The sequence below is a fragment of the Hyphococcus sp. D3-15 genome, assembly GCF_055809375.1.
The window spans coordinates 3,694,742-3,710,527 of sequence record NZ_CM147910.1 but is presented as its reverse complement, the minus strand read 5'-3'; the positions used below and the strand labels follow the sequence as shown (position 1 = coordinate 3,710,527).

Genomic DNA, 15,786 nt, shown 5'->3' with positions numbered 1-15,786 from the left:
TCATAAGTTGAAATGTGATTGTGACATTGTCACGCTATTTGGTTGGGTGACGGTTCATATGGTGTGATTCCACCATTGAGAGCTTGCCCGCATCCCCGCAATTTGCCCGCGCTGCTTGGGAATACCCCACGCAGAGCTGATGCTTCTTGGGGAGAGCGTTCATGAACACGACTGTCAACACCGCCCGCCGTTGCGCCGTTCGGCGCGCTCTACTTGCTTCAACTGGCGTTGCAGCCCTTTCGCAAGTTATGACGGGCGCATATGCGCAGACAGTCGTTGAGGAAACAGCAGTCGAACTGACGCGCCGTTCCGATACGCGAACCCTAACAGATGTAACGTTGGATGTTCAGGAATCGACAAACCTCCTGGGCGTCACGCCAGATATAATCGCAATTGGCGTTGATGGTGATTACGGCAATGACCGCCTTACGCTAACCGGGGCGGGCGATGTTCGCGGGCTTGTCGAAAAGAACAATTATTTCGGACTGCTGGATGGTCTCACCGAGCTGGTTTCGTATTTTACGGACGCCGACAATATCACAGAGATCAGCGTGTTCGGCGTTGAAGGCGGTTATGGCGCGAACACACTCAAACTTGAGGGCGATCTGGTTGTTGATGCGGCGTCCTCCGTTATTCAGGATGGTGTTGATCTCCTGACATCCGCAGATGCTGGCGATACGCCGACGCCATTTTCGCTTCGCGCTGGCGCAGCAGCAAATGCGCTTGGGTTCACCAGCACGCGCGGCAGGTCAACAACAACAAATTCCGGCGAGCTGATCGTTGGGTCGCTCTCTGAGTTTGCCAGAACAAATTTCAACATTGATGTTGCGGGACTAGACGTCATCTCATCGCTTCGGACCAGCGATGCCTTGTCGATCGGGTTGGCGGGTGACCGATACACGGACAGGTTGACGAATGACCTGGGCGGCGTGGTGACTACTGATGCGACTGCAGAAATCACCCTAACCGGCATCGCTCTGCAAGGGGTGAAACTCGGCGCCGTACCTGATGCGTCACAAGCGACGGCGACGAGCACCGCAATGGATGGCGGGCAAGGCAATGATATTTTGGTCAACCAAGGCGCATTGATCGCGAATGCGACGTCAAAATTGGTTGAGACCGACATCGCCATTGTCGTGAAGGAGCTTTCTCCACCTAGCAGCTTGCTGCCGGACGCAGAGGAAAACTCATTCTCTCTTGCTGTCGCGACGGGCATGGATGGCGGACTCGGCGCCGATCAAGTGACGAATAATGGCGCAATCGATCTGAGCGCGTTTGCGGACTTCAATCAGGTCGGGATCGGCCTTTCTGATGGCGGCATCAGCAGCGATGCAATTGTCACGGTCATTGATCATTTCGGTGCTGAAGAAAGCGAAGAAAATCTGCGCGAAGGCGCAATTGCAGAAGTCGTCGGACTGCGCGGCGATGCGCGCGGGGTCGCTGGCGGCGGCGCCGACAAATTGAACAACACTGGTAGAATCACCGGCGTCGCCACGGCAGACAGCGATGTGGTCAGTATTTCTGTCGGCGTTCCACTCAGCGAGCAATTCGACGCTAAAAAAGTCGGTGGCGCTTCTAAGGCGCTTACCGCAGCGCATGTGGCGCTGAGTGTTTTTGGGATTGGCCTGCTCGACTATAGCAGCGACGCAGCGGCTTTCGCCGACGGCGTTCGTGGCGGCGCTGGCAATGACGATATCGACAATAGCGGCGAAATCGATGTGACCGCGAACTCAACGTCTAACACCGTTGGCGTTTCGGTTTCCGGTCTTGATGCGGGCGCGGATTCAGGCGACGGGCCGGACGAACCGCTCAGCATTAACGCCACCGTGCTGAACGCGTCCGCAAACGCGGTATCACATAGCGTTGGCCTGGCGGGCGGAGACGAAGACGACGCAATTGATAATGATGGGTCGGTGACGAGCCGCGCCGATGCTCGTGCGGGCAATGTGGAAGTCACAGCGAGTCTCGCCATCGAAGAGAAGGCGTTGCAGATCGAAGTTCCCATAATTTTCTCGCAGACGAGCGCCACAGCCCAGGCCGACGGTATTGACGCCGGCGACGGTTTTGACACGGTCAACAACAATGGGGATTTGACCAGCATTGCGGATGCGACCGCGACCAGCGCGGACGTGACCGTTGGAGTTAGCATCGTATCCGGCGGCGGCGGCATTAATGCTGCGATAATTGACAAAGACATTGTCGCAACATCTGCAGCGACAGGCATTCGCGACGGTCTTGGGACTGATACCGTCAACAATGCGGGCGATATTACTGCGACGGCGACGTCCACTGCGGGTTCGAGTTCGGTTGGCGTCGATCTGGCGGTCAACACGACGGGCATATCTGTGGCGAGCGGGCTTGCGAATGCGGCGCAAACCGCCACCTCGCGCGCCTTCGGCGTCGAGCGGATTCTTGATGACCGTGATTCCGATGCGAGCTTTACGAGCACCGGTGAAATAGACGCGACGGCGACGGCGATTTCGACCCGGACTGGGGTGTCGGTTGATCTCGCATACGCAAATACGGGTTTGAGCATCGCAGCGCCGATCATCAGCGCAAACAACACCGCCGATGCCGACGCAGGCGCATTGATCAGCTTTGAAGCCGATGATGTGTTTTCCGGCCTGGCCGATATGACGGCGACGGCCGACGCAACGGCGACCTCAACCGGCGTTGGGGTAAGCGGCGCAGTCAGCCTGGTTGGCGTGGGCGCCGGCGTTAGCGCGCTCAAATCCTCCACCATCTCAGATGCTGACGCTACATTGCTCAGCTTCGGTACGGGGGCGGATACGGTCGCAAATGGCAGCATCTTGCTCGCGGACGCCGATGCGGTCAGCCGCGCGACGGATGTAAGCGTAGGCGTTGGCGGGACAACCAAAGGGCTCGCCATAGGCGGCGCTCTGGTCGAAAGCACAACGGATGCAATCGCGAAAGCGACAACCATCGCCACCGGTGATGATGACGATGTGGTCGTCAATGAACATGCCGCGCTGTGGGCCGGCGAGGGAGCGGGCGACGGTATCGGCGAAATCAAGGCCGATGCATTTGCGGATGCGAACTCTACCGGCGTTGGCGTCGCCGTGTCCGCTGTCGTCGGGACGCCGGAAAATCCCGGCGTTGGCGTTGGTCTTGCCGCGGCCTTGTCCCGCGCGGGCGTGCTTGGTGACGCGGACGCAGTCGCTGTAGATCTTGGTGCTGGCGAAGACCATTTAACAAACACCGACAAATTATCCGCTATTGCCGAGGGCAAGGCGCGCAATGAAACGGTCAATGTCGCCCTTAGCGGATCGATGGTTGGAGCGGCTGTCAGCGGTGCAATTGCTGACACCTCCGTTGATGCTGACGCCAATGCGACGGGCGCGGAAGGCGGCGCCGATGCGGATGAGCTTTACAACAGCGGGGCACTAGTCAGCGATGCGACCGCAGACGCCAATACGGTCGGCGTTGCCGCTAGCGGAAGCATCGCCGCAGGCTTTGCAGCAGGGGCGGCGGCATTGCTCGCCGATACGACAGCTGATGCGATGGCGCTCGGCATGAACGGCGGCGAAGGCGAGGATACGGTCGAAAATTCGGGCGAAATGACCGTCGACTCCGATGCAGACGCCGCAAATGCTTCGATCGCGGTCAACATCAACGCGACGCCCTCCGGCCTATCTGTCGGGGCGGCCGTGGTCAGCGCGCGCACTAATGCATATAGCGACGCTGTTGGTCTCAGCGGCGATGCGGAGGGCCTGACCGAGGATGATGAACCCACGCTGCTGGCAAGCGAGAATGACACGGTCAGAAATAGCGACGGTTCGCTAACGGTTACATCGCGCGCAGACGCATCGACGGTGAGTGTCGGTGTCAATGGTCAGTATTTTGGGCTTGGCGCCGTTGCAATTGTCGCGGACACAATTTCGGACTCCTCGGCGATCGGTATGTTTGGCGGCTCCGGCGCAGACTTGCTCTTTAACGAGGCGACGATCACCACCACGGCGAACGCTTTCGCCAATGGCCCGTCTGTTGCGATCAACCCTATTGGCGCAAATATCGGCAATGTAAACACCGAAGCGAGCGCATTTAGTTTTGGGCTCGATGGCGGCGTTGGCGATGACAATCTGTTCAATACGGGTTCGATCACGTCGAATGCAAATTCCACCGTTTCCGGCGAACTGGTCCAGGTTACGCTTATCGGCGGCACGCTTGGCGATCTTTCGACCAAATCAAACAGCACAGCATTTGGTCTGTTCGGCGGCGAGGGACATGATGGGCTCTTAAGCACGGGCGTGATCAACACGGCGTCTACAGCCACCGTCACGGGCACGTCAGTAGCGGTCGACCTTGTCGGCGCTTCATTCGCTGATGTCACGACGCAGGCGACGGCAATCGCGGCGGGACTTTCCGGGGGCGCAGGCGCGAATATTTTCGACGTGGCGGGAACAATCAACGCCACGGCGACGGCGAATGCGCGTTCAACAAATGTAGCGGTGGTTCTGGCCGGCGCCGCTTTTGCTGACTCTGCAGACGCTTCCACAAAGGGAACTGCTAAAAGCTATGGCTATCTTGGCGGCGACGACGCGGATACCGGCGTCTTAGGTGGGGCGGCTACGGTCAAGTCTTTTGCCGATGCCCGCAATGACGGGGCGAGCGCGTCCGTGGCCGGTGCGTCATTCACCAAGACAGCGCCTGAAGCGATTGCGTTCGCGAGCGTATTTGGCGGCGGCGACGGAGATGACAATGCAACACATAGCGGCATTGGCAATGTAACCGCGGATGCTGACACGATTGCGGGTGGCACGGCAGTGTCTTTGATTGGCGCTTCCAGCGCGAATGCAGATCCGCACGCGAAAGCGACGGCATACGGTCTGAGCGGCGATGGCGGTATTGATACGCTATTAAACACCGGATCCTTGACCACCACCGCTGACGCCGATGTAGATGTTGGCCGCTACAGGGTCACGCTTGCCGGCGCCAGTATTGGTTCTGTTTCAAGCACGAGCGAGGCAACGGCGGCAGGCATTGCGGGCGGCGCTGACACCGATAGTCTTTCCAATGCAGGAACACTGACGAGCAACGCATATGCGAAGCTCGATAGCGACGGCGTTGACGTTAGTTTCGTTGGCGCCAATGTCGACACAGCTTCTGGAGATCAGCTGGCGACAGCAAGCGCGAGAGGCATTCGCGGCGGAGGGGGCGGCGACGTTCTTTCAAACGCTGGCTCCATCGTGAGCAATACCGTGATCACCGGCAGCGCCGGACAGGTGGGCGTTACTGTTGCCGGTGCGGGGCTTGTTGATGCGAAGACCATTCTAGATGCGGCTTCAATCGGACTTGATGGCGAAGCTGACGGCGACACAATCACCAATAATGGCGCGATCACCTCTACCTCCACGGTAAATGGCGACAATACCAACACTTCTGTGGTGCTTGCCGGTGCGTCCAAGGGCGATACGAGCGCAAATTCTAAGGCCCGTTCGCTGCTTATTGAGGGCGGCGCGGGTGATGATAATATTTTCAACAACAACGCCGGGACCAGCACCGCGACTTCGAAAGGCAGCGCCTTTAATGTCGAAGTTACGGTGGGCGGCGCGCTGCTGGGCAAGGCGGAAAGCATTACGTCCGCGGAAGCCAATGGGTTGAGCGGCGGCGATGGCGATGACTATGTTTCCAATGCCGCCGCGCTGGATTTGAACGCTACGGCGACAGGCAAAGTAGGGCGGACCAGCGTCGCTGTGGCCGGCTCCGATGGCGGCGCCTCGCTTGAATCCGACGTCGTTGCGAGCGCCATTGGCGTTTCTGGGGGCGAAGGGGACGACGGGTTAGAAAACAACGCGCTTGTGGATATTGACCTGTCTTCAAAGACAACCGCGAATTCCGCGAGCCGGGTGATTGCGGGGGCGTCCAAGGTCAATGCGGGGCTGTATTCGACGATTGACGGCATCGGCCTGGATGGCGGCGAAGACGATGATGAGATCGTCAACGGCTTACTCGGCGACCTCGACATTCGCGGCGCCGCGACCATCGAAGCAAACAGCAGTAGCTTCAACATTGCGGGCGTCTCTGCCGTCAACGGCCTAATGCGCAGCCGCGGCAACGGCACAGGAATCGCCGGCGGCGCGGGCGATGATGACCTCTATAATTTCGGCGAAATCTATTTGAACATAGACGGCATTGCTTCGGCGAGCGGATCGACTTTCACGCTTGCGGGCAGCGCAGTGAGTGGCGGTGACGTCAAAGGGACGACAAATGTCTTCGCGATGGATGGCGGCGATGGCGATGACATGTTGTTCAATGCGGGCACGATCTATGCGCGATCAGATGCGCGGGGCACGTTCGGATCCGGATCATACTCACTTGCGGGATATTCAGGATCTGGCGGTGCGGTAGGCGCAACGTCAACGACGACAGGCCTCTTTGGCGGTGCCGGTTTCGACGACATTTTTGTGGATGGGACTGTTACCAGCATCGCCGACGCCAGGTTGACCGTAAACAGCAATGTAAATGTTACGTTTGGCGCATCAAGCACCTCGCGTTCTCCGCTTGGCGCCGAAGCCTATGGTCGCGGCGTCAATGGCGGCGACGACGATGATGTGATCGAGATCGCCGGTACGTTGAACACCTATGGCTACTCTCAGATCTCGATGTCGAACACGAAGTTCGCCGCGGTTGGTTCCGCAAGCGGAGAGAACAGCGCCACTGCGCGGTCTGAAGCGTATGGCGTGCTTGGCGGGGCAGGCAATGACGTGCTGCGCAATGACGGTGTGATGCTTGTCGATGCAGAATCAAAAACCACCGGCTCAGGTTCAGCAGGCGCGGCAATCGGGACGACCAACTCGGCGGCGGAAGTTGTCGCCCGCGCAAACGCGATTGGGCTCTATGGCGGCGCCGGGATCGATACATTGATCAACACCGGGACCATTACCGGACAAGTTACGAATACGACGAAATCTGCGAATACAGTATCCAGCTATGCGATCTTCTCCAGCGGTCAAGCTAAATCCACCAGCCGAAATTATGGCTATGGGACCCTGTTTTACGATAGCCAGGAAGATACAGTCGTCATCAATGAGGGCAGCGCAAAGCTTACATATTATGGCGATCGCGGAAGCCTTCGTGGTCTCGCACGCTCTGAGGCGACAGCAAACGGCGTGACTGCTGGGGTGGGCACAGACGCTCACGCAGAATCGCGATCCTATTCTTACGTCAACCTGCGCGGCGTGCGTTTGGGGGATGGCGCGCACACGGTCATCAACAACCGCAGAATTGAACTCATATCGTACGCGACCTCTTCCGCGAGTGCGACTGGCAACGGCAAATCCGCAATTAACGGTCACGCGACGGGTATTGCCCGCGCTTACGCTAATGGCGGCGTGCTTACAGGCGTCGAAAGCCTGACGGGTTCTCTGAATTTCATCAATAACTGGTATCTTAGCGTAATGAACAAGCCGAAGGCGGCGTCGGCCGCCTACGCGAACGCTACTGGTGTGAGTTTTATTGATCCCGATGCCCGTGCAACATCTACGTCTTATCTCGATGATGTAACTGCGTATGGCGTGCGGAGTGGCGACGCTGCGGATACAATCGAAAATTACCGTACAATTACCGTACGCAGTCAGCCTGAAATCAACCGCGCGCTGGCGCGATCAAAGTCGGGCGGCGGATATAGTTTTTCCGTTGACTCCTTCTCGGATGCGTATGCCAGAGCAAACAATGCAACGGCCTATGGCATTCATGCGGGCGATGGTGACAATTTCGTTCTCAACAACGGGACGATCACAGCCGTTTCGGACCCCTACGCCAAGGCGAGTGCGGAAAGCACCGGTCACGGCCGGGACGGCGACGTCTGGTCGCGTGCGAGAGCTTACGCACAGAACGCCACGGCGTATGGAATTGTAACGGGCGAGGACGATGATACGATCATCAACAATGGGACAGTCACCGTCTCCGCAACGCCGAGTGTTTCTACAACCACAGTCGCGTCACGCGGCAGCTATTGCTACATCTCTACGCCGGCATTGATCATTGGCGGCAAGGTCATCATTCCAGCCGTCAGAGTCTGCGAATATGGAGAGGTCGACAAGAATGAAAAAACAAGTTCCACCAGCGGCAAAGTCACGGTCGGGATTTCGTCAGGCGGCGGAGACGATGTTGTCACCAACAACGGAACAATCAGCGCCAGTGGCGGGACGGCGATTTCGCTTGGCAGCGGCAACGATACGCTGATTGTCGGTGAAGGCGCGAGCTTTGTCGGCGCCATTTCCGCGGGCTCAGGAAGCGACACGCTTCATTTTGTTGGAAACCACAGCTGGAATGCTTCCGGCCAGAGTTTTGAAAACTTCTTCAAGAGCGGAGCTGGCACGGCGACACTGTCCAATGCGGGGACATTGGGCGGAGAGACAAAAGTCTTTGAGGGCGTCCTCCGGATTAGCGGCGGCGCATCTATGAATAACAACAGCCGCGTTACGACGTCGATTTTCGGCGATGGGCGCATTGGTCAACTGAGCAGCACTTCCACAATGGCTGTTGATGGATGGCTTACTGTTGTCGCCGACAATGGCGTCTACACGGATGGCGCCGTATACGACGTCGTGCGCGGATCAACACGCTCGGGCGTTTTTGATGCAATCGACCTTCCATCGGCGACAGCGCTTCGCGATTTCAGCGGCGCCTATACATCCAACTCATACCGCGTTACGGCGAATGTGGCGCCAGTAGCGAGCCTGATGTCCGGTTCGGGCGCGACAGCATCTTCCTTCGCGGCGGCGCTTGATGGAGCCACCGCATTTGCTGAGGGCGGCGTAGCGACGACTTTGTCGGTGCTACAGTCCCTTCCAGAAGAAGAGCAGGTGCGAAGTGCTGTTGAAGACATTTCTCCAGAGCTCTCGACCGGCAATGTCAAAATGGCCAGTGCCTCACTCGATGCGAGCAGCACGGCCATGCAACAGCGCCTGACAAGCTTCCGCGCCGGAAACGTCAACAGAGCCACTCAACACGCGCTTGGGTTTGATTTTTCTGAGGGGCAAAAATCCACAAAGGGTGCAACATCCTGGGCGGCAAACTTCCAGGGCGCCAGCGCAGCGCCGGCATTTGCTAGCGGATTTTCGGGCGATGTCGCTGGCATGGCTCGCGGACTGGACTTTGAAACGAAATCCGGCGCCTTGCTTGGTGTCTCAATGGCGCATTTGCAGGGAAATGGAACGCTGGACGCCATTTCCTCTTCGGCGGGGTTTGTATCGACGACGACGACGCTCTACGGGGCCGCGCCGATTGGCGACGCGGGTTACGCGACCGGTTCTTTGAGCTGGGGAACCACCGATATCACCGGCGGACAGCCGATCTACGGCAATGGCGCTGCTGATTACGGCGCGTTTGAGCGGAGCAGCCAGGCGCTTGGCGTCAGCCTGGAGGCCGGGAAGGTTTTCCGGAATGCGCCTGGTGCACCGGAAATGTTCGGCGCGCTCAACTATCAGACGGTAAAAGGCGCCGCTTTTGCACTGAACAAGGTGTCAGACCTCTCTCTCAATGTTGAAAAGGGGCAGGCGACACAACTCGAGAGCGAATTCGGCGTACGGATGATTAAAGAAATGAATATTCGCGGCTCAAATCTCCGTCCGCATCTGTCTCTCTCCTGGGTACACCGCTATGGTGAGGGGGAGAGCGTCTCCGCAAGCTTTGCGGATATGCCGGACTATGAATTCCGTCTGCTGGGGCAACGTGAGAATCGCGATGCTTTCCGCGCGCAAGCCGGGTTCAACCTTCTGTCCGGGCCGCGCTATGAATTGACGGCGTCGGGGGTAAGCGAGTTCGGCGCCGAGCGGGATGAAGCGAGAGGCGAGTTACGCGCGGTCGTGAAATTCTAACGGGGAAGAGTATTAAAGGGGTGTATCATGAGTAAATTTCTTCGGATGAGTCTGATAGGCGGGATCGCCAGCGTATTTGCGGCTTCGCCTGCGCTCGCAGTGCCGGTCTTTCAGTCTACGATTGATGCATCCTTGTCGCTAACCGGCGTTACGGTAACGGATGGCACTGGTGACGCGGATATTGACGTGGAGGTGGCGGAAACGGGCGCAGACTTTACTGACAAATTTTCCGATGGGGACGCCAGTAGCGATTTCACTGAAAGTTTGTCGCCTGCGGTCGGCGTGTCCCTGACTGACGAGCCGGTCGAATTTATGTTGAGCGCGGTCGGCGGAACTTCGGGTATTGGTGAAGCGGGAGCGACAGCAGAGGCAGATACGGTTATAAGCATAATCAATAATTCAACGACGAATACAGTGCGCCTGGACTTCGCGCTTGATTTTGCACTTGCTGCGCTGGCGCAGGTTGAAGATGATTTCTTGCAATATGCAACCTCGTCTCTTTTTTTCACGCTTGAAAACTCGCAAACACCAGACCTGATTGTTGAGTATGACTGGCTCGCAGATGCGATAACGCCGGACAATGATTTTTCCGCCTCAGATTTGATGATGTTCAGCATTTTTGTCGCGCCGGAAAGCGGCCTTACCTTGAAGATTTCTGGAATTGTAGATGGATTTGTACTATCGGAGCTAGAACGCACGGTTGGGGAAGTGCCCATTCCATCCATGGCCGGTCTTTTCGGGCTCGCGGCGTTTATGGGGCTTAAGCGTCGCCGTCGCGCGAAGTCTTAATGCGTCAGGAGAAATGGATTGAGACCACTGAAACGAACCTCGTCTCAGTGGTGCGCATCCAGTATGTCTCTCGTCACTTCATTTAAGGTGCGCGCGCCGGTCAGCGCCATGGCGACTTTTATTTCGTTTTCGAAGGTTTTCAGGAGTGATAATACGCCTCGCTCGCCATGCGCGGCGAGGGCGTAAACCCACGGCCGTCCGATCAGCACCGCCTTTGCGCCGCTGGCGACGGCTTTCACCACATCAAGTCCGCTCCGCACGCCGCCATCCATGAGAATGGTTGTTCGGTCGCCGACCGTATCGGCAATGCGAGGCAGCGCGTCTATGCTGGAGGAAACACTGTCGAGTTGGCGCCCGCCATGATTGGAAACGATGATTGCATCGGCGCCAGCGTTCACTGCTTCTGTCGCATCTTCCGGTGTCAGCACGCCCTTGATCACGAGGTCGCCATCCCAGACGGAGCGCAGCCACTCAATATCTTTCCATGTTACAGAGGCATCGACCTGACTCATCAGCCAATGTGCGTAGTCCGCCGGTGACTTTCCGTCAGGCACAAAACCCGAAAGATTTCCAAAAACCAGCGGCTTTCCTTTGATCCCGACATCATAGGTCCAGCGCGGGTGAAGCAGATAGGAGAGCAGGCCGCTGCGCAGCTTGCCCCAACCGCCAACATCGCCAAGAAGTCCGTTGCGGACATCGCGCCGGCGCGATCCGGGCACCGCGAGGTCCACCGTGAAAACCAGCGTTCTGACGCCGGCCGATTTTGCTCGCGCCAGCAGGTCCGTCACGACGCTTCTTTCGCGCAACATGTATAATTGAAACCAGACTGGGGTTGCCGACTTGCGCGACACTTCCTCAATCGAGCAAAGTGCGACTGTGGACAAGCAGAACGGAATGCCTTTCGCGTCTGCCGCATGCTTTGCTTGGGTTTCTCCGCGTCTGGCCGCCATGCCGCCAATGCCGATCGGCGCGAGCGCCAGCGGCATTTCCATCCGTGAGCCGAAAAGTTCGACGGAGGTATCAAGCGCTGAGACATCGCGCATCACCTTTTGGCGCAAGCGCAACTTTTCAAAGTCTGCGACATTGGCGCGCAAGGTGTTTTCGTCATTTGCGCCGCCATCGAGGTAGTCGAAAAATTGCCGGGGCAGGCGTTTTTCAGCGAGAAGGCGGTAATCTTCGGTGGAGGCGGGCGCAAGGTTGAGGCTGGGCATGATGTCTCTATATGTTGGCGGCGTCAAAGCCGCCGGAGAATATCAACAATGTTTCAATCTATGAAACAATGGGATGCAGCGGCAGGCGGCGCACATTGTCTTTCGGATCGCAGAGCGATAGGTGTCTTCTCTCTAAGAACGGCAATGGCGCAAGCCGCGACGCCCCCAACCAAAGAGCATATTTATGACCACGACGACCGGCAAATCTGATGTTGTGATTATTGGCGGCGGCCATAATGGGCTGGTCTGCGCCTTTTATCTGGCTCGCGCTGGTCTGAGTGTTCGCATCTGCGAGCGGCGTGGCGTGGTCGGCGGCGCCGCCGTGACCGAAGAGTTTCACCCGGGATTCCGCAACTCCGTCGCCAGTTATACGGTTAGCCTGCTCAACCCTGTCGTGATCGCCGATATGAGCCTGGAAGCTCATGGGCTTAAGGTCATCAATCGGCCGGTTTCAAATTTTTTGCCCACGGAAGACGGGCGGTATTTGAAGATTGGCGGGGGGCTTGAAAAAACACAGGCTGAATTCCGCAAATTTTCTGAGGCCGATGCGGATCGCTTGCCGGCCTATTATGAGCGGCTTGAGGGCGTCGCCGATGTGCTGCGTGATATTTCGCTGAAAACCCCGCCCAACCCCAAGCGTGGGCTTTCCGCGGCACTATCCGCCGCCTCGCAATTATGGCCGGTGGCGAAGGGTGATTCGCAACTGCATCAGGATGTGCTTGACCTGTTCACCAAAAATGCCCGGACCTTTCTCGATGCGTGGTTTGATTCCGATCCGGTGAAAGCGGTTTTCGGTTTCGACGCAGTAGTCGGCAATTACGCCAGCCCAGACACGCCCGGCTCGGCTTATGTTCTGCTCCATCATGTGTTTGGCGAAGTGAACGGGGTCAAAGGCGCATGGGGACACGCCGTCGGCGGCATGGGGGCAATTACGCAAGCAATGCGCAAGGCCTGCGAAGGGGTGGGCGTTGAAATTTCGACTGAGTCGCCGGTGAAATCGCTATTGCTTGATGGCGATGAAGCGGTCGGTGTTGTGCTTGAAAATGGCGAGGAGATTCCCGCCGGACGCGTCGCCTCGAACGTTAATCCGAAACTGCTTTATAGCCGTTTGACCCCGCCGGATGCGTTGGATCCGGAATTCCGTCGTCGCATGGAAGGGTGGCGCTGCGGCTCCGGCACGCTTCGTATGAATGTGGCGTTGTCAGAGCTGCCGGACTTTACGTGTCTTCCGGGTGCGGGAGAGCATCACCAGTCTGGCATCATCATCGCGCCGACACTCGACTATATGGACAGAGCGTTTTCTGAGGCCAAGCTCAATGGCTGGTCCAGCCGGCCGATTGTCGAAATGCTCATTCCGTCGACAGTCGATGATACGCTCGCGCCGGAAGGCCAGCATGTGGCGAGCCTGTTCTGCCAGCAATTTGCGCCTGAATTGCCGGATGGAAGATCATGGGCCGACCATCGTGAAGAGGTGGCTGACCTCGTGATCGACACGGTCAACGAGTATGCGCCGAATTTCAAACAATCGGTGCTCGGACGGATGGTGATGACGCCGCAGGACCTCGAAGATAAATTCGGCCTGATTGGCGGCGACATCATGCATGGTGCGATGACGCTTGATCAGATGTGGGCGGCGCGGCCGGCGCTTGGGCATGGGGATTACCGCGGGGCACTGAAGGGCCTCTATCACTGCGGCGCGGGGGCGCATCCCGGCGGCGGCGTAACGGGCTTGCCCGGACGCAATGCGGCGCGGGAAATCCTCAAGGATGCGCGAAAGCCCTTTGGGGCTTAAGCCTGACCTCTCGTCGGATTAACCTTCATGAGTTGCGGGCATTGCTTGCGCAGCCTAGAGTTCTTTTGAGCTAAAAAACGGGCGGTATGAGCACTAACGACGCGCAACAAAATGAGCAGACAGGAACTTTGGCGACAGCGCTGGCGCAGGGCGCCTTGTTACTCGAAAAATCGCCGAAGCTGGCCATAGAGCAGGCAAAAGCCATCCTTGCAGCCATTCCCGGGCAGCGCGATGCACGTATTTTGCTCGCTGCGGCGCATCGCCGCCGGGGGGATGCCGCAAGCGCAAGCGAACTCCTTAAACAGATGCTTGGAGAGGATTCTAAATGGGCGGAAGCCTATTATGAAATGGGCCTTGTGCTGGGGATGCAAGGCGACGGCAAGGCGGCAATCCGAACGCTTGAGCGTGCGTTGGCATTAAACCCGGCGCTGACAAATGCCTGGCGCGCATTGGGCGATCAACTGACGCTCGCCGGGGATGAGGCGGGCGCTGATCGCGCCTATATGCGCCACATTAAGACAGCCTCTAAGGATCCAAGGCTTATGGAAGCGGCGGATGCGCTGACTCGCGGCGATATTCCTGTCGCGGAGCGATTGCTAAAGCAATATCTTAAGCAGCACCCGACCGACGTGACAGCGATTAGAATGCTCGCCGAACTTGCTGCGCGTATCGGGCGCTATCAGGATGCAGAACATCTGCTGGAGCGGTGCGTCGAACTTGCGCCGAGCTTTGCGGCGGCGCGACACAATCTCGGCATCACTCAAATGCGGCTTAACAAGCCGGGCAAATCCTGCGAGGCGGCGCGCACGCTCCTGGAAAATGATCCAGGCAATCCGAGCTACCGAACACTCTACGCGGCAGGACTTGTGCGGCTTGGAGAATATCAAAAAGCCATCGACAATTATGAGAAGCTGCTGAAGGATTATCCTGGCCAGCCGAAAGCATGGATGAGTTTTGGTCATGCTCTGAAAACGGTCGGCCGTACTCAGGAATCCATCAATGCATACCGTAAAAGCATTGATCTAACGCCCAGCCTTGGGGAGGCGTATTGGAGCCTTGCGAGATCTGAAAACCTTCCGGTTTGAGCCCGGCGATATTGAAATGATGCGATCCCAACTGGCGCGCACAGAGCTTGAAAATGACGACCGGTTGCACATGCATTTTGCGCTTGGCAAGGCGCTGGAAGATGCAAAGGAATACGAAGAATCCTTTCAACACTATGCCAAGGGCAATGCGCTCAGAAAAGACGATGTTGTTTTTGATGAAAACGAGTTTGCGTTTCGCCTTGATCTCACGAGAGAGGTGCTTACGCCTGCGTTGTTTGCGGAAAAAGGCGGGAAGGGTCACGATGCGCCGGACCCCATTTTTGTCGTCGGCCTTCCGCGCGCCGGCTCGACGTTGCTTGAACAGATCCTGTCAAGCCACTCGCAGGTCGAGGGCACTATGGAGCTGCCCGACATTATCGCGATCGCGCAGCGGTTGGGCGGGAAAAAGAAGCTCAGCGACAAGTCAAATTACCCCGAGATTTTACAGGATCTGACAGAAGATCAGCTAAAGGAACTTGGCGCGGAATATATTGAGCGCACGCGCATTCAGCGCAAAACCGACAAGCCGTATTTCATCGACAAGATGCCGAACAATTTTACGCATGTGGGGTTGATCCATTTAATCTTGCCCAATGCGAAGATCATCGACGCACGGCGACATCCCATGGCTTGCTGCTTTTCTGGTTTCAAGCAACATTTTGCAAATGGGCAAGGCTTTACCTACGGGCTTGAGCGGATTGGGCGCTACTACCGGGACTACGTGCTTTTGATGAAGCATCTCGACATGGTTGCGCCTGGGGTTGTCCATCGGGTGATATACGAAGAGATGGTGGCTGACCCTGAGACCCAGATCAGGGCTCTCCTCGATTATTGCGGGCTTCCCTTTGAGGAGTCGTGTCTCAATTTCCACAAAACAGAGCGCGCTGTTCGCACGGCGAGTTCCGAGCAAGTTCGCCAGCCGATCTATGCGAGCGGCGTTGATCAGTGGAGAAACTACGAACCGTGGCTTGGTCCGTTGAAAGAAGTGCTCGGCGATGTGCTCGGCGCATATCCCGAAGCACCGTAGGTTCTCAGCTATAAAAGCATTCTTGATTTGAATGGTATGG

Annotated in this window: 6 protein-coding genes; 5 read left to right on the top strand and 1 reads right to left on the bottom strand. The window is 57.4% G+C overall.

The window, feature by feature from the left end; all coding sequences use genetic code 11:
- The first annotated feature begins 161 nt into the window (after positions 1-161).
- Positions 162-9,842 carry a hypothetical protein gene (locus AC0L8G_RS17825; protein ID WP_473385502.1) on the top strand — a complete coding sequence of 3,227 codons (9,681 nt, stop codon included), beginning with the start codon at positions 162-164 and terminating at the stop codon, positions 9,840-9,842.
- A 132-nt stretch (positions 9,843-9,974) separates the two neighbouring features.
- The gene (locus AC0L8G_RS17820) at positions 9,975-10,631 is read left to right on the top strand and encodes a hypothetical protein (RefSeq protein WP_473385501.1); all 657 of its coding nucleotides are present in this window, start codon (positions 9,975-9,977) and stop codon (positions 10,629-10,631) included.
- A 44-nt stretch (positions 10,632-10,675) separates the two neighbouring features.
- Here the strand turns inward: AC0L8G_RS17820 and AC0L8G_RS17815 are convergent, their stop codons facing one another.
- A complete protein-coding gene (locus tag AC0L8G_RS17815) occupies positions 10,676-11,842 on the bottom strand; it encodes an L-lactate dehydrogenase (protein ID WP_473385500.1) in 1,167 nt (388 codons plus the stop codon).
- Positions 11,843-12,026: 184 nt separating this feature from the next.
- On the opposite strand from AC0L8G_RS17815, the gene AC0L8G_RS17810 reads away from it, so the two are divergent.
- The 3 genes from AC0L8G_RS17810 (at position 12,027) to AC0L8G_RS17800 (ending at position 15,746) form a co-directional block, all read left to right on the top strand.
- The gene (locus AC0L8G_RS17810) at positions 12,027-13,634 is read left to right on the top strand and encodes a phytoene desaturase family protein (RefSeq protein ID WP_473385499.1); all 1,608 of its coding nucleotides are present in this window, start codon (positions 12,027-12,029) and stop codon (positions 13,632-13,634) included.
- 86 nt (positions 13,635-13,720) lie between these two features.
- Positions 13,721-14,719 carry a tetratricopeptide repeat protein gene (locus AC0L8G_RS17805; RefSeq protein WP_473385498.1) on the top strand — a complete coding sequence of 333 codons (999 nt, stop codon included), beginning with the start codon at positions 13,721-13,723 and terminating at the stop codon, positions 14,717-14,719.
- Complete coding sequence (locus AC0L8G_RS17800) at positions 14,691-15,746, top strand: sulfotransferase family protein (protein ID WP_473385497.1); 1,056 nt, start codon at positions 14,691-14,693, stop codon at positions 15,744-15,746. Before AC0L8G_RS17805 ends, AC0L8G_RS17800 begins: the two co-directional genes overlap by 29 nt.
- Positions 15,747-15,786 lie beyond the last annotated feature (40 nt).